The 16,462-nt window shown below is 62.4% G+C and carries 23 protein-coding genes; 14 read left to right on the forward strand and 9 right to left on the reverse strand.

Annotation, left to right across the window (positions count from 1 at the left end):
• Positions 1–251 precede the first annotated feature (251 nt).
• Positions 252–1,199 (forward strand): DMT family transporter, encoded by a 948-nt coding sequence (locus MRB47_RS12645; protein ID WP_252100889.1) that lies wholly within the window; start codon positions 252–254, stop codon positions 1,197–1,199.
• A gap of 9 nt (positions 1,200–1,208) precedes the next feature.
• Here the strand turns inward: MRB47_RS12645 and rraA are convergent, their stop codons facing one another.
• Positions 1,209–1,715: a ribonuclease E activity regulator RraA gene (gene rraA, locus MRB47_RS12650; protein WP_088886988.1), complete on the reverse strand. Its 507-nt coding sequence runs from the start codon at positions 1,713–1,715 to the stop codon at positions 1,209–1,211.
• A gap of 224 nt (positions 1,716–1,939) precedes the next feature.
• Here rraA and MRB47_RS12655 point away from each other — a divergent pair, with 224 nt between their 5' ends.
• Positions 1,940–2,230: an SWIB/MDM2 domain-containing protein gene (locus MRB47_RS12655; RefSeq protein WP_011805609.1), complete on the forward strand. Its 291-nt coding sequence runs from the start codon at positions 1,940–1,942 to the stop codon at positions 2,228–2,230.
• On the opposite strand, the gene MRB47_RS12660 is transcribed toward MRB47_RS12655, so the two are convergent.
• Positions 2,223–2,393: a hypothetical protein gene (locus tag MRB47_RS12660; protein ID WP_220638834.1), complete on the reverse strand. Its 171-nt coding sequence runs from the start codon at positions 2,391–2,393 to the stop codon at positions 2,223–2,225. The genes MRB47_RS12655 and MRB47_RS12660 overlap by 8 nt on opposite strands.
• Positions 2,394–2,416: 23 nt before the next feature.
• Between MRB47_RS12660 and MRB47_RS12665 the strand changes: the two genes are divergently transcribed.
• From MRB47_RS12665 to hemP, 5 genes are all read left to right on the forward strand, one after another.
• Positions 2,417–2,689, forward strand: coding sequence for a bacterioferritin-associated ferredoxin (locus tag MRB47_RS12665; protein ID WP_015913041.1), 273 nt, complete (start codon positions 2,417–2,419; stop codon positions 2,687–2,689).
• 106 nt (positions 2,690–2,795) lie between these two features.
• Positions 2,796–3,497 (forward strand): energy transducer TonB, encoded by a 702-nt coding sequence (locus tag MRB47_RS12670; RefSeq protein ID WP_252100890.1) that lies wholly within the window; start codon positions 2,796–2,798, stop codon positions 3,495–3,497.
• A 17-nt stretch (positions 3,498–3,514) separates the two neighbouring features.
• Positions 3,515–4,231, forward strand: a complete 717-nt coding sequence (locus MRB47_RS12675) for a MotA/TolQ/ExbB proton channel family protein (RefSeq protein ID WP_103737583.1) — start codon at positions 3,515–3,517, stop codon at positions 4,229–4,231.
• A gap of 6 nt (positions 4,232–4,237) precedes the next feature.
• Positions 4,238–4,648 carry an ExbD/TolR family protein gene (locus MRB47_RS12680; RefSeq protein ID WP_011805613.1) on the forward strand — a complete coding sequence of 137 codons (411 nt, stop codon included), beginning with the start codon at positions 4,238–4,240 and terminating at the stop codon, positions 4,646–4,648.
• Positions 4,649–4,843: 195 nt separating this feature from the next.
• Positions 4,844–5,053: a hemin uptake protein HemP gene (gene hemP / locus MRB47_RS12685; RefSeq protein WP_011805614.1), complete on the forward strand. Its 210-nt coding sequence runs from the start codon at positions 4,844–4,846 to the stop codon at positions 5,051–5,053.
• A gap of 598 nt (positions 5,054–5,651) precedes the next feature.
• Here hemP and MRB47_RS12690 read toward each other — a convergent pair.
• From MRB47_RS12690 to MRB47_RS12700, 3 genes are all read right to left on the reverse strand, one after another.
• Complete coding sequence (locus MRB47_RS12690; protein WP_003056080.1) at positions 5,652–6,554, reverse strand: methylenetetrahydrofolate reductase; 903 nt, start codon at positions 6,552–6,554, stop codon at positions 5,652–5,654.
• Between the two features lie 91 nt (positions 6,555–6,645).
• Positions 6,646–7,314: an epoxyqueuosine reductase QueH gene (locus tag MRB47_RS12695; RefSeq protein ID WP_003056085.1), complete on the reverse strand. Its 669-nt coding sequence runs from the start codon at positions 7,312–7,314 to the stop codon at positions 6,646–6,648.
• Positions 7,311–8,231 (reverse strand): LysR family transcriptional regulator, encoded by a 921-nt coding sequence (locus tag MRB47_RS12700; RefSeq protein WP_252100891.1) that lies wholly within the window; start codon positions 8,229–8,231, stop codon positions 7,311–7,313. Before MRB47_RS12700 ends, MRB47_RS12695 begins: the two co-directional genes overlap by 4 nt.
• A gap of 107 nt (positions 8,232–8,338) precedes the next feature.
• On the opposite strand from MRB47_RS12700, the gene msuE reads away from it, so the two are divergent.
• The 5 genes from msuE to MRB47_RS12725 all read left to right on the forward strand — a co-directional run bounded on the left by msuE (position 8,339) and on the right by MRB47_RS12725 (position 12,188).
• Positions 8,339–8,920, forward strand: coding sequence for an FMN reductase (gene msuE / locus MRB47_RS12705; protein WP_087081051.1), 582 nt, complete (start codon positions 8,339–8,341; stop codon positions 8,918–8,920).
• Positions 8,921–8,962: 42 nt separating this feature from the next.
• Complete coding sequence (locus MRB47_RS12710; RefSeq protein WP_252100892.1) at positions 8,963–9,931, forward strand: DUF1852 domain-containing protein; 969 nt, start codon at positions 8,963–8,965, stop codon at positions 9,929–9,931.
• Positions 9,889–10,908 carry an IS30 family transposase gene (locus MRB47_RS12715; RefSeq protein ID WP_252100635.1) on the forward strand — a complete coding sequence of 340 codons (1,020 nt, stop codon included), beginning with the start codon at positions 9,889–9,891 and terminating at the stop codon, positions 10,906–10,908. Before MRB47_RS12710 ends, MRB47_RS12715 begins: the two co-directional genes overlap by 43 nt.
• Positions 10,863–11,060 (forward strand): putative oxygenase MesX, encoded by a 198-nt coding sequence (locus tag MRB47_RS20000; protein WP_411275753.1) that lies wholly within the window; start codon positions 10,863–10,865, stop codon positions 11,058–11,060. Before MRB47_RS12715 ends, MRB47_RS20000 begins: the two co-directional genes overlap by 46 nt.
• A 90-nt stretch (positions 11,061–11,150) precedes the next feature.
• Positions 11,151–12,188, forward strand: a complete 1,038-nt coding sequence (locus tag MRB47_RS12725; RefSeq protein WP_087081045.1) for a methionine synthase — start codon at positions 11,151–11,153, stop codon at positions 12,186–12,188.
• A 242-nt stretch (positions 12,189–12,430) separates the two neighbouring features.
• Here MRB47_RS12725 and MRB47_RS12730 read toward each other — a convergent pair whose 3' ends face one another.
• The 4 genes from MRB47_RS12730 to MRB47_RS12745 all read right to left on the reverse strand — a co-directional run bounded on the left by MRB47_RS12730 (position 12,431) and on the right by MRB47_RS12745 (position 15,182).
• On the reverse strand, positions 12,431–12,625 hold the full coding sequence (locus tag MRB47_RS12730; protein WP_087081043.1) for a hypothetical protein: 195 nt from the start codon (positions 12,623–12,625) through the stop codon (positions 12,431–12,433).
• 161 nt (positions 12,626–12,786) lie between these two features.
• A complete protein-coding gene (locus MRB47_RS12735) occupies positions 12,787–13,458 on the reverse strand; it encodes a c-type cytochrome (protein ID WP_217896225.1) in 672 nt (223 codons plus the stop codon).
• A gap of 16 nt (positions 13,459–13,474) precedes the next feature.
• The gene (locus MRB47_RS12740) at positions 13,475–14,698 is read right to left on the reverse strand and encodes a hypothetical protein (protein ID WP_252100893.1); all 1,224 of its coding nucleotides are present in this window, start codon (positions 14,696–14,698) and stop codon (positions 13,475–13,477) included.
• A 4-nt stretch (positions 14,699–14,702) separates the two neighbouring features.
• The gene (locus MRB47_RS12745; RefSeq protein WP_252100894.1) at positions 14,703–15,182 is read right to left on the reverse strand and encodes a c-type cytochrome; all 480 of its coding nucleotides are present in this window, start codon (positions 15,180–15,182) and stop codon (positions 14,703–14,705) included.
• Positions 15,183–15,256: 74 nt separating this feature from the next.
• Between MRB47_RS12745 and MRB47_RS12750 the strand changes: the two genes are divergently transcribed.
• The gene (locus tag MRB47_RS12750) at positions 15,257–15,457 is read left to right on the forward strand and encodes a hypothetical protein (protein ID WP_252100895.1); all 201 of its coding nucleotides are present in this window, start codon (positions 15,257–15,259) and stop codon (positions 15,455–15,457) included.
• Between the two features lie 3 nt (positions 15,458–15,460).
• Complete coding sequence (locus tag MRB47_RS12755; protein WP_252100896.1) at positions 15,461–16,450, forward strand: DJ-1/PfpI family protein; 990 nt, start codon at positions 15,461–15,463, stop codon at positions 16,448–16,450.
• The last annotated feature ends 12 nt before the right edge of the window (positions 16,451–16,462 follow it).

Genomic DNA, 16,462 nt, shown 5'->3' on the forward strand with positions numbered 1-16,462 from the left:
GACTACATCAATCTCTTATGTCTTATATAAGAGATAAATTTAACCCATAAAAATCAATGATTTACGACTGTTATATCTCCATATGAAAATTCATTTCTCGTATCGAGAAATTTTTCCGCAACGCAACAAACAAATTTTTCGCAATGAGAAATTAGGCTTTCTCCATGCGAAATAGGAGGCCTGGTGAGTTCCTTTCCATGGGCTGCCCCGCGCTCATGCATGATGGAGCCTCCGTTCGGAATCTTCATCAGATGCCAAACCGCCCCACCGCATACCTTTGCCTGGCGCTCAGCATGATGCTGGTGGGTGCCTACGTGGCGCTCTCCAAGCCGCTGGCCGCGGCGTTCCCCGTGCTTTTGCTGGCGTGGTTGCGTTTCGGTATCGGCGCAATGGCCATGCTCGGATGGTTGAAGAAGCCGCACCAGGAGCCACCTCTGACGCGGCAGACCCAAGGCCTGCTTTTTCTGCAGTCGCTGCTGGGCAACTTTCTGTTCACCGTTTGCATGATCTACGGCGTGAGCCTCACCAGCGCCACCTCTGCCGGGGTGATCATGGCGACCATCCCCGCATGTGTGGCGGTCATGAGCTGGCTGTTCCTGCGTGAACGGGTGGCGACCCGCACCTGGGTGGCGGTGGCCTGCGCAGTGGCGGGTATTGTGCTGTTTGCGCTATCCAAACCAGAGCACTCCGCACACGCCAGCAATGCCCTACAGCCCGAAAATTCCCAAAACTTGCAATGGCTGGGCTATGCCCTGCTGTTGGCCGCATCGCTGTGCGAGGCCGCCTATTCCGTCATCGGCAAGAAGCTCACCGGCGCGCTGGGGCCACGGCGCATCACGGCGCTGATCAACCTGTGGGGCTTCATGCTCTCGATGCCTTTCGGGCTGTATTTCGCCCTGTACTTCGACTTCACGGCCGTACGCTGGCCCACTTGGTTGCTGCTGGTGTTCTACGCCATGGCAGCATGCATGTGGAGCGTGTGGCTGTGGATGACCGGCCTGAAGACCGTCCCCGCCGCGCAGAGTGGCGTATTCACCGTACTGCTGCCGGTGAGCGCAGCGCTGGTGGGCGTGCTGGCGCTGGGCGAGCGCTTCACGACCATGCAGTTCGTGGCCTTTGGCATCGCACTGGCCAGCGTCGTACTGGCCACGATGCCCGCACGGCTGCCGTGGCGCACCGGCCGCGACATGCGCGCCTGACCGGCGACGTTACAGCGCGCGGTCGCTGATCACAATGCCGTCGGCATCCGCATACAGCCAGTCGCCCGGCCGCACCCACACGCCCTGTACCTGCACCGCCACGTCAGAAAGCCCTTCGCCCCGCTTTTCGGTGGGCAACGGCATGAGTGCGAGTGCGCGGATACCCACGCGCTCGGCATTCAGTTCTGCCACGTCGCGCACGCAGCCATTCACCACGATACCGGCCCAGCCATTGCGCGCGGCGCTGGCTGCCAGATTGCCCCCCACCAGCGCGCGACGCAGCGAAGCTCCACCGTCCACCACCAACACGCGCCCGTTGCCCGGCGAATCCACGGCCGCCTTGACCAGCGTGTTGTCCTCGAAGCATTTCACCGTGCTCACGGGGCCGCTGAAAGCGGGCAGCGCTCCGTAGCTCTGGAACACGGGCGGCAGCACGCGGAACGCGCCACTGTCGTCACCCTTGTGGGCGTCGCAGAGATCGCAGGTGCTGATGGCCGGGGTCGGGTGTGCAGACATGGAAGGGAAGCCTTTCTGTGCATAAAGGGGGATGGTGCGCCGCAGCAAGCTGCGGTGGCGCATTCTCGCGCGTGCCGGCGGTTGGCCGCCAGAGCAACAAATCGAGGCAAAAAAGAGGCAGCTCGCCTTGGAAACCGGTTTTTTTCCCAGTAGCATCACCGCTGCCAGTGGAGCTGCGGCGTTCGCTGGTGACATATTTCATTTCCAACAAGGAACAACCCAACATGGCAACTGCAAAGACCGCGTCCGCAGCACCCGCAAAGAAGCGCACCCCCAACGCCGCTTTCATGAAGCCCCTGACCCCCAGCCCCGCTCTGGCGGCCGTGGTCGGCGCCACCCCGCTGCCGCGCACGGAGATCATCAGCAAGCTGTGGGTGTACATCAAGGCGCACAACCTGCAGGACGCCTCCAACAAGCGCATGATCAACGCGGATGCCAAGCTCAAAGAAGTGTTCGGCAAGCCCCAGGTCTCGATGTTCGAGATGGCCGGCCTGATTGGCAAGCACGTCAAATAATCTGCCCTGCCAGGCTCTCTGCGAGAGCCAGGCGAACAAAAACCGGCATGCGCATGCCGGTTTTTTTCGCCTGCAAGGCACTCGGCAATGGTTTCTTACACGGCAGTGGGGTCAAGGACTGCAAATGCGATGAATTCGCATTTATAATCAGTTCATCGTCCATAGCCAGCCACGACTGCCTGCACCATGATCGTCTGTGTTTGCCACCGCGTTTCCGACCGGGAGATTGCACGCCATGCGCGCGCAGGTATGAGCTTCGATGAGATTCAGTTCGAGTTGGGCGTCGCCACCCAGTGCGGCCGCTGCGAAGACTGTGCCCGCGATGTCGTGGCGCAGTGCTGCGCATCGCAGCCGGTGGCCGCCCTGTACAAGGACACCGATCCCACAGCCGTCCAGCTTGCCACCCTCATCCCGGAAGGCAAGGCATGCAACTGTTCTACGCACTCGCAGGAAGTCTGATCATCGTCATATGCTCGGTCTGGTGGATCCTGCATAAATAGACCGCCTATTCAAGGCTTTTTGGCCTTTCGACCAAGCTGGACAAGCGCCAGCAGCTATCATTTTTATGTCCTCTGACCGATACGGCTCCCCCGGGGGCTTGAGCCGCAATGCCGTGATCGCAGGCTCCGTGGTGGTGCTGCACGTGGCCGGCCTGTGGGCCCTGCAGTCGGGTCTGGTGCGCAAGGCGGCGGAGATCATCATCCCTGCTGAGGTGTTGAGCGAATTCATCGCGCCGCCCGCGCCTCCGGCCCCACCGGCCCCTCCCGCTCCGCCGCCGCCCAAACCAGCCCCGGCGCCGCCCAAACCCGTGGCGCCCAAGCCGCGCCCCGCTCCCATGCCCGTGGCGGTCCCCGACCCGACACCCGCCCCCGCCGCGCCCACGGGCGTCGTTGAGCCTCAGCCCCCGGCCCCGCCGGTTGCAGCCGCGCCCGTCGCCGCACCGGCGGCCCCCGCGGCTCCACCGGCGCCGGCCGCACCCAGCATCGAGTTGCCCTCCAGCGACGCGAGCTACCTGAACAACCCCAAGCCCGTCTACCCCGCCGTGAGCAAGCGGCTGGGAGAACAAGGCAAAGTGATGCTGCGCGTGCTCATCGGCACCGACGGACTGCCGCAGAAAGTAGAAGTCAAGCAGTCCAGCGGTTTCGAGCGCCTGGACCGCCAGGCCATCGACGCCGTCATGCGCTGGCGCTTCGTACCCGGCAAACGCAACGGCGTGCCAGAAGCCATGTGGAATCTGGTCCCGATCAATTTCGTTCTCCAACAATAAGTCTCGCAGGAGTTTTCATGGAATCGCATTTCGGCATTGCCAATGTCTGGGTACAGGGCGACTTCGTCACCCGCGCCGTCGCTGTGCTGCTCATCGGCATGTCGCTGGCATCGTGGATCGTCATCATCATCAAGGCGCTGGACATCCTGAAGTTCAAGAAACACGCCCGCCAGGCACGCGACTTCTGGCACAGCGAAGACTTCGCCGCCGGCCTGACCAAGCTGGGCTCCGACCCGAGCAACCCCTTCCGCCACCTCGCTTTGGAAGGCCGCGAAGCCACGCAGCACCACCGCAACACGCAGGCCCATCTGCATGACAGCCTGGACGTGAGCGACTGGGTCACGCGCTGCCTGCGCAATTGCATCGACGAGTTCACGGCGCGCGTGCAGGCGGGCCTGGCCATCCTGGCCTCCGTGGGCTCCACGGCGCCATTCATCGGCCTCTTCGGCACCGTGTGGGGTATTTACCATGCGCTGGTGGCCATTGGCGCCTCGGGCCAGTCGACCATCGACAAGGTGGCCGGCCCGATCGGCGAGGCGCTGATCATGACCGCGCTGGGCCTGGCCGTGGCCATTCCCGCCGTGCTGGGATACAACGCCCTGGTGCGGGGCAACAAATCCATCCTGCACAGCCTCAACAGCTTTGCGCACGATCTGCACGCCTACTTCGTCACCGGCGCGCGCGTTTCGGTACACGGCGAGGCAGCCAAGGTGCTGCCCATCAAGAAAGGCTGATGCGCCATGGCTTTCGGAACCCAGGACGATGCCGACGAGGTGATGAACGAAATCAACATGACGCCGCTGGTGGACGTCATGCTGGTGCTGCTCATCATCTTCATCATCACCGTGCCGGTGATGAAGCACGCGGTGCCGGTAGACCTGCCGCGTGCGTCCAACGAGCGCGAAATCATCAAGCCCGAAACCATCCGCCTGTCGGTGACGGCCGACGGCAAGTACCACTGGAACGAGACCACGATCGGAGACGACGAGCTGGAGCCGCGCCTGCAGGCCGAGGCCCGCAAGGACCCGCAGCCGGACCTGCACATCCGCGGCGACAAGGACGTGCGCTACGAGCGCGTGGCGCAGGCGATGTCGGCGGCGCAACGCGCGGGCGTGCGCAAGATCGGCTTCGTGACCGACCCGGCGCCCTGACGCACCACGGCCGCGCCGGCGCGCCGGCCTTCACAGCTGCCGCCCCACAGGCGGCGCAGCGGCGTCGCCAGCGCCACCTGCGGGCGCTGCCTCTTGCATCTGGATACGAATCGACAGGAAATTTTCAGCCCGGATGCTTGATCTTTAATTGAGAATGGTTATCATTTGACCACCGTAACGCACCGAGACTTCACCATGCATGCCAGCCTGACCGCACCGTCCGCACTGACCGCACCCCGCATGTTCGCGGTGCCCGCCGATTCCAGCCCGGCGTCCCACGCTGAAGGCCGCGCCGTCGACAGCAGCACCCTGCTACGCGGCCAGAAGGCCGTGGCCATCGTGCACAACGGCGCCGTCTACCGGCTGCAGGCCACCAAACTCGGCAAGCTGATCCTGACCAAATAAGTTTCATCGTGGGGCGACTCCAGGACCTCGGTCCGAAGGGTCGTATTGGCCAGCCAACGGGCATGCCCGCGTAGCCAGGCTTTTTTTCCCTGCACACCCATGAAAAATGTCCGCTGTCAAGTCTTTGATGTAGACGGACAGTTCCGTAAAAGGTCTTATGGAATAACAGGTTAGTCCATATTTTGGTCGCTACGCATCCTTGCTGATTTGCGAGCTAGGTGCCACATAGGCGCTTTGCAGTGGCAAACGTAAGGATGTCTCAGCGAGCAAAGTCGCATCATCAAAGTTTCGGTCTATCACCATCTTCCTACAGAAGGCAGTTCGAGAAGGGCGTTTATCGTGTTTGCCCCCCCAATCTGCCAATCGATAGCTCGCACCGTCGAAGCCGATGATGCGGGCGATCCATTTCGATGTGGCACTTGCGCCTGCGTCCGGTGATGTTGGCCGCGTGTGTCCTGTGCCAATGGGATCGCGCCCATGGGGCGCTTGCGCAACGCGAAGGCTGAGGCGGGCGGTAGGATGCTCTCGAAGCGTTCGCCCCAACGAGGTCTGCTTCTATGGGGCATGCCAGTGCAAGCGACTGCTGGAGGCGCAGTAATCACATGGGAGCCGTGTCGATGGGTTGTTCAGGCTCGGCACGCGAGCAGTACTGCTCTACCCACTTCACGGACTGAGCGATGCCTCCGAATGGAAAGAAATGCAGGCTCACCTTTCCATGTGCTTCGGTCAGGCGGGTGGTCAGACGATCCACAAAGAGATCCGGGCCTGCTATGCCGAACAGCTTGCTGATCGAGATGCCGTACTTGGACAACATCGACGCGCATGCGCTAACGCCACACAAGGCGGCATAGCGCGCCAGCACCGCCACGCCTGCAGGGCCCGGCACGCCCACGCGTACGGGATGTTCGACGCCACGCCCGCGCAGGGCTTCCAGCCAGGCCAGCACGATGTCGGCATCGAAGGCAAATTGCGTGACGATCAAGGGCGCCATGCCGCGCCCTTCGATGCAGCGACACTTGTGTTCGAGCACTTTCCAACGATCAGATGTGCTCATGACCGGATGGCCCTCGGGATGGCCACCCACGCCGACCATCTGAATGCCCGAGCGCTCGAACACGCCTGATTCGATCAGTGAGGAGCTGTCGGCAAACGGCCCCAGCGGGGTGGACGGATCTCCAGCGATCACGAAGCAACGCTTGACGCCGGCTTCCGCGACCGCGCGCTGGATGAACGACTCCAGTTTTGCGAACGAGGCGATACGGCGTGCAGCGAGGTGAGGCATGGGCTCAAAGCCGAGTCCGCGAACGGCCTGCGCTGCGGCCAGTCGCGCGTCGTTGTCCTGGTTCGCCAGGTAGGGAATGGAAATGGTTGACCCGGGCAATACACGCGGCGCCGCTGCGGTCAGCGCAGAGATATCCTTCGCGTTGACCTCTAACGAATAGGCGTCGGTGATGTTGCCGATGGGCTTGGACTTGTCGGAATGAAGCAAGGGGCTTGCCATATCTGGCGACTGTTGGGAGAGTTCCGACCCGCCAGCGCTGATCGGGTCGGTTGGAAGCCATGGAGCGGCATCGCTCACCCGGCAAGGCGCGTCAATCTTTGGGGGGCTGTTCGTCACCGTAGAACGTCACGCCGAGCTGGATGCGCTCGCGGCCGCTTTCCACGCGGTGGCGGTTCGTGTCGCGCAGCGAGTAGACGCAGCCGCAGTATTCCTGTTGGTAGAAGTTCTCGCGCTTGCTGATCTCGATCATGCGCGCCGAGCCGCCGCCCTTGCGCCAGTTGTATTCCCAGTACATCAGGCCAGAGTACTTGGCCGCCGCACGCACGCCGCAGTCATTGATCTGCTGCATGTTCTTCCAGCGCGAGATGCCCAGGGAACTGGTGATCACCGGAAAGCCGTGCTCATGCGCATACAGCGCCGTGCGCTCGAAACGCATGTCGAAGCACATGGTGCAGCGCACGCCGCGTTCGGGCTCGTGCTCCATGCCCTTGGCGCGCTCGAACCAGTTGTCCCGGTCGTAGTCCGCATCGACGAAGGGCACGCCGAACTGCTCCGCGAAGCGGATGTTCTCGTTCTTGCGCAGCTCGTATTCCTTGAGCGGATGAATGTTGGGGTTGTAGAAAAAGATGGTGTAGTCAATGCCCGAGGCCAGCATGGCCTCCATGACCTCGCCTGAGCACGGCGCGCAGCACGAATGCAGCAGCACCTTGTCGTGGCCTCCGGGCAGCGCAAGCGCTTTGCGTTCGACGGTGGTGTTCATCCCTTGGCTCCTTGGGCAATAGCGGTGGTGGCAGTTGCAGGCTGGCGGGCCAGTTCGACGAAGGCCCGCACGTAGTCAATGGCGGTATCCGCCTCGCGTGCGCCCAGGAAGATCTGCTTGGCAATACCGCGCGCGCCCAGCCGCACAGGCACCACGTCCATCCTGGCCGCATATTCCTCGACCAGCCAGCGCGGCAGCGCGGCGACACCGCGGCCGCTGGCCACCATCTGCACCATGATGTCGGTGGTTTCGATGGCTTTGTGGCGCTTGGGCGTCACGCCGGCCGGCAACAGGAACTGGCTGTAGATGTCCAGGCGTTCGATGTCCACGGGGTAACTGATGAGCACTTCCCGGGTCAGCTGCTGGGGCTTCACGTAGGCCGTAGAAGCCAGGGGGTGGTCTTTGGCCACGACCAGCACCTGCTCGTAGTCGAACACGGGTTCGAACTTCAGCCCCGGCTTGAACAGCGGGTCGGGCGTGACCAGCAGGTCGATCTCGTAACCGAAGAGCGCGCCGATCCCGCCGAACTGGAACTTCTGCTTGACGTCCACTTCGACATCGGGCCAGGACGCCAGATAAGGCGCAACGATTTTGAGCAGCCACTGGTAGCAAGGGTGGCATTCCATGCCGATGCGCAGCGCACCGCGCTCGCCCTGCGCGAACTGGCCCAGGCGCTCCTCGGCCAAGTCCAGCTGCGGCAGCACTCGGTTGGCCACCGCCAGCAGGTACTGGCCTGCCTGCGTCAACCGCAGGCTGCGGCCCTCGCGCAGCCAGATGTCGGTGCCCAGTTGCTGCTCCAGTTTCTTCATGCTGTGGCTCAGGGCCGACTGGGTCAGGTTCAGCACGCCCGCGGCGGCCGTCAACGACCCTTGCTTCTCGACCTGCTGAACGATGCTGAGGTGGATGCGCTCAAGCATTCAATGAATCTCATTCATGGATTTGTGAAATAAGAACATTTTACTTCATTGACATACATCAATAGCATTCACACCCATTGTTCGGTTGCAGCCCTATGAAAGCAAAAATGACACGTCCACTTCGGGTAGTAGCGGTTTCCGGCGGGCTGCAGCGCCCCTCCAAGGCTGCGGCCCTGGCAGAGCACCTGCTGGATCTGATCGCCGACGAAATTCCGTGCCACCAACATCTGGTCGAACTGGGCCAGCTCGCGCCGCAGCTGGCCGGTGCGGTCTGGCGGTCTCAACTGCCCGACACGGTGGAGCGGGAGCTGGCGGCGGTCGAGCAGGCGGATGTCCTGGTGGTGGCAACACCGGTCTACCGCGGCTCCTACACGGGACTGTTCAAGCACTTCTTCGACTTCATTGACCAGGACGCATTGATCGACAAGCCCGTCTTGTTGGCGGCCACCGGCGGCAGCGAGCGCCATGCCCTGGTGATCGACCACCAGCTGCGGCCGCTGTTCAGCTTTTTTCAGGTACGCACCTTGCCGCTGGGCGTCTATGCCACCGACAAGGACTTCGTGGATTACAGCCTGCGGGACGAGGCCTTGATCGAGCGGGCCAGGCTGGCGGTTCAACGGGCGTTGCCACTCGTCGAACTGACGCGCCGCACCAATCCCTTGCGCGCCGACGAAATGGCCCTGGCCTGAAGCAGCCATCGTCTTATTTCAAAAACATCAAACCCCATCGCCATGCACGAAGAATTTCGCTTTGACCTCAAGAGCATCCGCTTCGATGAGAACTACGAGCCATCGGACAACACGCGCATCACCACCAACTTTGCCAACCTGGCCCGTGGAAAGAGCCGGCAGCAGAACCTGCGCAACACCCTTCGGATGATCGACAACCGCTTCAATGAGCTGGCGCATTGGGACAATCCGGCGGGAGATCGCTACGCCGTCGAACTCGAGATCATTTCTGTCGAGATGAACATCGATGCCCAAAGCAGCGATGGTGCATTTCCGTTGATCGAGATACTGAAGACCCACATCATCGACAAGCGGGCGAACAGGCGCATCGATGGCATTGTGGGAAACAACTTCTCCTCCTACGTACGCGACTACGACTTCAGCGTCCTGCTTCCAGAGTACAACGCCCATCGCGCGGAGTTCAGCACTCCGGATGATTTTGGCGATTTGCATGGAAAGCTGTTCAGGAAATTTGCCAACTCGAGCGTGTACAGAGAGCGCTTTGGCAAGCCGCCTGTCATCTGCATCAGCGCCTCGACCAGCAAGACCTACCGGCAGACCGACAACCGGCACCCAATACTGGGCATCGAGTACCAGCAGAATGAACTGTCGTCGACCGACCAGTATTTCGCCAAGATGGGGATGCAAGTGCGCTTCTTCATGCCACCGAATGGCGTTGCCCCATTAGCTTTCTACTTTCACGGCGACCTGCTGGGCGACTACACGAATCTCGAGTTGATCGGCACCATCAGCACGATGGAGACCTTTCAAAAGATCTACCGCCCGGAAATCTACAACGCCAATGCTGCGGCGGGCAATATCTATCAGCCAAGCCTGAAAAATCAGGATTACTCGTCAACGCAAATCGTCTATGACCGGGCGGTCTCAAATCTGAAGTGCAACACCCTCACCAAGGGTAATGTACGCAAATGGGAACGAGATACGAGCACTTGCAGCCAGAAGACAGAGTGACGCTGGCATCGCTGCGCCAGCAGGGCTGGAGCATCAGGGCCATAGCCCGCCTTCAAGGCCGCAGCCCCAGCACCATCAGCCGTGAGTTGCGGCGCAACGCCTGCCACGGCGGTTACGCCAGCGCGCCTGCGCAGCGTCTGTGCCAGCTGCGGCGCATTCAGGCCAAGCCATACCCCAAGCTGCACAGCTGCGGGGCGTTGTGGACTCTTGTGACCACCATGCTGTGCTGGCTGTGGTCGCCCCAGCAGATTGCACGCACACTCCAGCGCATGTATCCCCAGGACCCAACCATGCATGCCTCGCACGAGAGCATCTACACCGCCATCTATGCATACCCACGCGGTGAGTTGCGCCGCCAGCTCATCGCACTGCTGCGCCAAGGCAAGAGTACACGCCGCCCGCGTTCAGCAGGCTCTGATCGGCGTGGTCAGATTCCAGACATGGTCTCTATCCATGTTCGCCCACCCGAGGTCAATGATCGCGTGATCCCGGGGCATTGGGAGGGGGATCTGATCAAGGGTGCTGGCAACCAATCGGCGGTGGGTGTGCTGGTAGAGCGCTCAACGCGCTTGGTGCTGCTGTGCAAGATGCCTGACGCATCCGCAGACAGTGCGCTGGCCGCGTTCACCAACAAGCTGCGCCAGATCGCACAGCCGATGCGCCAGACGCTCACCTACGACCAGGGCAAGGAGATGGCCCGGCACAAGGAACTCGCCCAAGCCCTTGGCATGCGGGTGTACTTTTGTGATCCGCACAGCCCTTGGCAAAAAGGCAGTTGTGAGAACACGAATGGGCTGCTGCGCCAGTTCATGCCCAAGGGCACAGACCTGAGCATGCATGACCAGGATGCGCTGGACTCCATGGCCGATCTGATGAACAACCGTCCTCGTCAGACTCTCGGCTGGGATTCTCCCTACCAGGCTTTTCAGCGATTCATGGCGGCTATCGCCGAGAAAAGCTCCGCTACCATTCATTGAATATCAACCAGCGGTGTTGCACTTCAGATTTGAGACCGCCCCGGGAAGAACGCAGCCAGTTGGCCGTCAAGCAGGGGAAATTTGCGGAGGAGCACTTCATCAAGCCGTACAAGAACGTGCTTGAGCAATGGGCTGCCAGCTGCGCACTCTGACCCTTCAAAAATACACAGACCATTTTTCACCCGGGCATAGCGGCCCGAAGTACGCTCGCCGCACCCATTTTTCTTTAAAGGACTTCTCGGATGTTTGAAACCTCCATCGCCGGCAGCCTGCCCAAACCTGCTTGGCTGGCTGAAACCAACAAGCTCTGGCCCCAGTGGAGGGCCGAAGGCGATGCACTGCTCCAGGCGAAAGCCGATGCGACCCTGCTGTGGATCAAGGCCCAGGAAGACGCAGGCCTGGACATCGTGTGCGACGGCGAGCAATCGCGCCAGCATTTCGTGCATGGTTTCCTCGAACAGGTCGAGGGCATCGACTTCGAGAACAAGGTGAAGATGGGCATCCGCGACAACCGCTACGACGCGATGGTGCCGCAGGTGGTCTCAAGCCTGCGCCTGAAGGGCCGTGTGCATGCATTCGAGGCGCAGCTGGCGCGTGCGCACACGAAGAAGAAGCTCAAGTTCACCCTGCCCGGCCCCATGACCATCGTCGACACCGTGGCAGACCGCTTCTACGGCGGAGACACCGAAGGAAGGGTCAAGATGGCCTTCGCGTTTGCGGAACTGCTCAACCAGGAAGCGCTCGCGCTGCAAGCCGACGGCGTGGACATAATCCAGTTCGATGAACCCGCCTTCAATGTCTACATGAAGGATGCCGCCGACTGGGGCGTGCAGGCGCTTGAGCGCGCGGCGCAGGGTTTGACCTGTACCACGGCGGTGCACATCTGCTACGGCTACGGCATCAAGGCCAATACCGACTGGAAGAGCACCCTGGGCGACGAATGGCGCCAGTACGAGGCGGTGTTTCCCGCGCTGGCCAAGAGCCGCATCGACCAGGTGAGCCTGGAGTGCATCCACTCCCATGTGCCGCCCGACCTGATGAAGCTGCTGGCCGGCAAGGACGTGATGGTTGGCGTGATCGATGTGGCCAGCGACGTGGTCGAGACCCCCGAGGAAGTGGCCGACACCATCGGCCGGGCGCTGGAGTTCGTGCCGAAGGAGCGGCTGTTCCCATGTACCAATTGCGGCCTGGCACCGATGGGGCGGGACGTGGCGTGGCGCAAGCTGCAAGCGCTGGCAGAAGGCACGAAGCTGGCCAAGGAGCGGTTCGCCGCGGCTTGAAGTTCACCGGCTAGTAGCGACCAGCCATCCTGGTCGAGCCGCCGTCGGCGGCGCGACATATCCAACGCATGTATCACGTCGGCAGGCCCGACGAACTTCACCAGCGAGTCACGCGCCGCTTTCACTCTATCCATGATGATTGTGGTCGCGCGATGCCCGAGGTTGCTTACAGATACTAGGCGGGCAGTAGGTCCAAGCGATCAGATCTGAGGCTTGAATCGCCCCCGACCCTCAGACTGGGTCTACTTCCCTTTAGCAATGGTGATGGCGAGCCTGCCGAAGTCATTCCCCCCAGGAGCTTCCAGATCCAGTCCGTTATCAAATAGCGGCCCGACATAGGGAGCCTTGGTACACACGTCAGTATTCAGCTCTTGCGGCGAGGGGCGCATTGCTGCGAGCATCCCGACCACCACCGCCACAAATGCTACTGCGGACATGGCATACCGGGCAGGGTATCTCCTTCGGATTTTCAACGCTTCTCGCATGCGCCGACTCATCCAAACCCTTTTGCGCGCATGCGGAGCGGGCCGTACTCGGTGCGTGACCATGATCCGATCGGGCAGACCCGTTCTGTAATGTGCGACGACTGCCAGCATGTTCACCTGCTCTTTCCCACGATGTAGTCGACAACCTTCTTGATGTCCTCATCGGAGCAGTCTGAGCAGCCCCCGCGTGCGGGCATGGCATTTAAACCCTTGATCGCATGCTCCAGCAGCTTGTCGCTGCCTTGCGCGATTCGGGCGCTCCACGCAGCCTTGTCTCCGACCTTGGGCGCACCTGCAACGCCGCTGGCGTGGCACGCTGCGCAGCTCGCGTTGTAGACCGCGTCCGCGGATCGTGGCACAGCCGGAGCAGCAGGCGCCTCGGCCACAGCCACGCTCGCCACAGGCTTGATCCGCTCGTTGGTCTCGATCACCGAAGCCAGCGTCTCACCGCGCGCGTTCTTCACCGCCAGATGGAAATAGGTGGCGATATTCACCATGTCCGTATCGCTCAGCGGCTTGACCATAGCGACCATCGTCGGATCTTGCCGCTGACCGTTGCGGTAGGCCTGCATCGCCTTGATCAGGTAGGCGCGGTCCTGCCCCGCGAGATGTGGCGTGCCGCTGATCTTGGACACGCCGTTCTCGCCATGGCAGGCGAAGCAGACCTGCGCCCGCTTCTTGCCCGCTGCGATGTCGGGAAGCTGTGCCGACGCGGTGGAAGCCAGTCCCAGCCAAGCGGCCACGAATATGAGGGCCGTGGTGGCCCGCCGTGCAATCGTTGTCATTGTGAGTCTCCTGCGTTCAAAGGGTGAAGGCGTTGCGCATCCAAATCGTGATGCCGTACGCGAAAAAGACCGTGATCCACACGCCCAGCACCGCCACTGCGGCGGTTCCCAGGCGCGCGACGCCACGCTCGGCGGTGTACAGGCCCTGCACGCGGCCGGCGCGGTAAATGGTGGTGAGAAAGAAGCCGCCCACCAGACCACCCACGCCAATGAAGGTGGAGAAGAACAGGACCATGGACGGCCAGTCGGCATGCACGGTGTAGTCCGTGATGTCGTAGCCAAAGGGCAGCATGTAGCGGATGCGGATCAGCTCTCGCCACACGGCCAGCACCCCGAGCACGCCCAGGCCGGCCAGCATCGGGAGATAGCCGTGCACCTGCAGGCCTCGGCGCTGCACCCACCAGGCCAGTGCCAGCAGCGAAGCTCCGAGCGCCCATCCCACCGGGTGCCAGCTCAGCCGGGTACTGGCCGGATGCACGAACTGCCAGGCCAGCAGCAGCACGAACGAGATCACCAGGCCCCGCATGGCCAACCGATGGCCGAGGCTGCGCGCGAGCGCGAGGTACTCGGGTGCTCGATCCGGCCGACCACGGAAGTAGTCCGCGTAGGCCATGAGGTACAACCCCAACGCCGGCAGTGACAGGCTGATGATGAACAGGTAGCGCGGCCACTGGATGGCGTGCAGCGTGGCACCCCGGCTGTCCACCACCCCGCCCGGCGCGTACCAGTTCATCCACTGATCCGGCAGCAGCGACTGGTAGGCCAGCACATGCATGATCAGGCCGTCGAGCAGGAACAACCCCAAGCCAACCAACGCAAACACACCCAGCCGCTTTTTCGCTCCCTCGTGGTTGCTGTAGTAGAAAACGAACCACGAGCAATAACCGATGATCAGCGTGAAGATGAACGCGATCAGCCAGCGCGCCGACAGCACGCTGGCGGTGTACCACTGCGGGTCGTAGATGACCTGGGTGAACAGCAGCGGCGCGACGCCCAGCACGATCAGCAGCGAGACCCCGACCTTGGCGGCCTTGGTCATCGCCATCGAGAGCTGCTCCCAGTGCGTGCCGGGAGCGCGCTTGTAGAAAGCATAGATCGCGAACGCAGCCGTGCCCAGCGTCATGTGGACGAAGGCGATGTGGAAGATCCAGGTGACGATCATCAGCACCTGGAAGATGACCGGGTGGGACGGTATGCCCGCCGGATCGCGCATGGCATGCAGAACGGTTCCGATGTCCATGGTCTTACTCCTGTTTCACGCCGGCCTGGGCCGACACGGTGGATGGGGGGTGGCCAGCGGCGCGGCGGGCATTGGCATCGGCCAGGAACGCGGCGATGGCCTCGACTTCTTCGGCCGGCAGGTCGATGCGCGGCATGTAGGTGACGGCACCGTGTTTGAGCGGGCCATTGATGAAGGCCGCGATCAAGTCCTTGTCGGTGGACCCGTAGAACTTGTCCGGGATGTTGCGCAGCGGCGCACCCGGCTCAAGCGCATGGCAGTTGGCGCAGGAGATCTTGGCCAGCACGCGGCCCACCTCGATCTGGTTATCCGGCGTGATGGTGCGCAACCGGTCCGGAATGAAGGGATGCAGCTTGAGCAGCCCTTTCTCGGCGATCACGTCCACCTCGCCCTGGATGCCCTTGCCGGGCACGTCGCGCGCGATCACCTGGTTGCCGTAGATGTACTGGCCTGCCACATAAGGCTTGCGCATGCTCTCTCGCATGCGTTCCTCCGGCCAACCGCATCACCGGTGCCGGGGTCAGCGCGGGCCTGGACCTGGGCCTGGCCATCGTGGGCATGCTGCGCGACCCAGCCTACGCGCAGACCGTGCAGTTGCTGGCCGAGTACGCCCCCGAGCCGCCCTTCGACGCTGGGACGCCGCGCACGGCGCCACTGGCCGTCACCGCCATGGTCACGGACATGTTCAAGGACTTCGACCTTCAGGCCCACGCGGCCCTGGCGCGGGCCAAGGTCTCCAGGCCTGCGTCGAGCCGCTGAATCATGATGAAGTTCGACCACCCGATCCAGTACCTGCCGAGGCTGTGGGCCCGGCGCGCGGCTCAGTCCACGCTTGGATGCGCTCCGAAGCGAGCATGGTGCATCGCCATGGCTGCTTGTGCGTTGGCGTTGGGCGGCTGCGGCGACAAGGCGCCGCCGCGCGCCGAACCGCCTGCCATTGAACGGCTGTCGGCCGAGGATGCGGCGCTGAAGCAGCAACTGCCCCAGGACATCACGCCCGAGAACCACTCCATGGTCATGGATGCGATTCTGGGCAAGCCCAAGCATCCCATTCGGCAGATCGGCATCCTGGTCTACGACGGTGTCAACGACCTGGACTTCACGGGGCCGCGCTACATCCTGGGCCAGGCAGGCGCCACCACGCGGCTGATTGGCGTGAAACCGGGCCCGATCAGGACCGTGATGGGCGTGCAGGTCATTCCCGACACAGTGATCGACGACGTGAAGCAACTCGACATCCTGATCATCCCCGGCGGCTTCACCGGAACCATCGAGGCGTCCTACGACGACCGCGTCCTCGACTGGATCCGCGCCATCGACCGAGGCACCACCTACACCGGCGCCATCTGCACGGGGGTGTGGATCCTCGGCGCCACCGGGCTGCTGGAGGGCAGGCGCGCTTCCACCAACTGGTACCGCGAAGAAGAGTTCCTCAAGAAATACAAGGCCATCCCGGCCAACGAGCGCTACACGCGCGACGGCAAGTACTGGACCTCGGCGGGCGTCACCGCCGGCATGGACATGTCCCTGGCCTTGCTCAACGACAACTGGGGTCAGCGCTACACGCAAGGCGTGATGCTGGACATGGAGTACGACCCCGCGCCGCCGATCCAGGGCGGCACGCCCGAGAAGACCGGCTGGCTGGTCGAGTGGATGGTGAAAGCCATGTACGACGCGGGTGTCGATCCGCTGATCAAGCGCCTCGAAAGCCAAAAGAAGGAACGCACGGAAGGTCCCGTGCCCCCTCGCTGACTCCACCCCATC

The sequence above is a fragment of the Diaphorobacter sp. LI3 genome, assembly GCF_022807955.1.
GTDB classification, from domain to species: Bacteria; Pseudomonadota; Gammaproteobacteria; order Burkholderiales; family Burkholderiaceae_C; genus Diaphorobacter; species Diaphorobacter nitroreducens.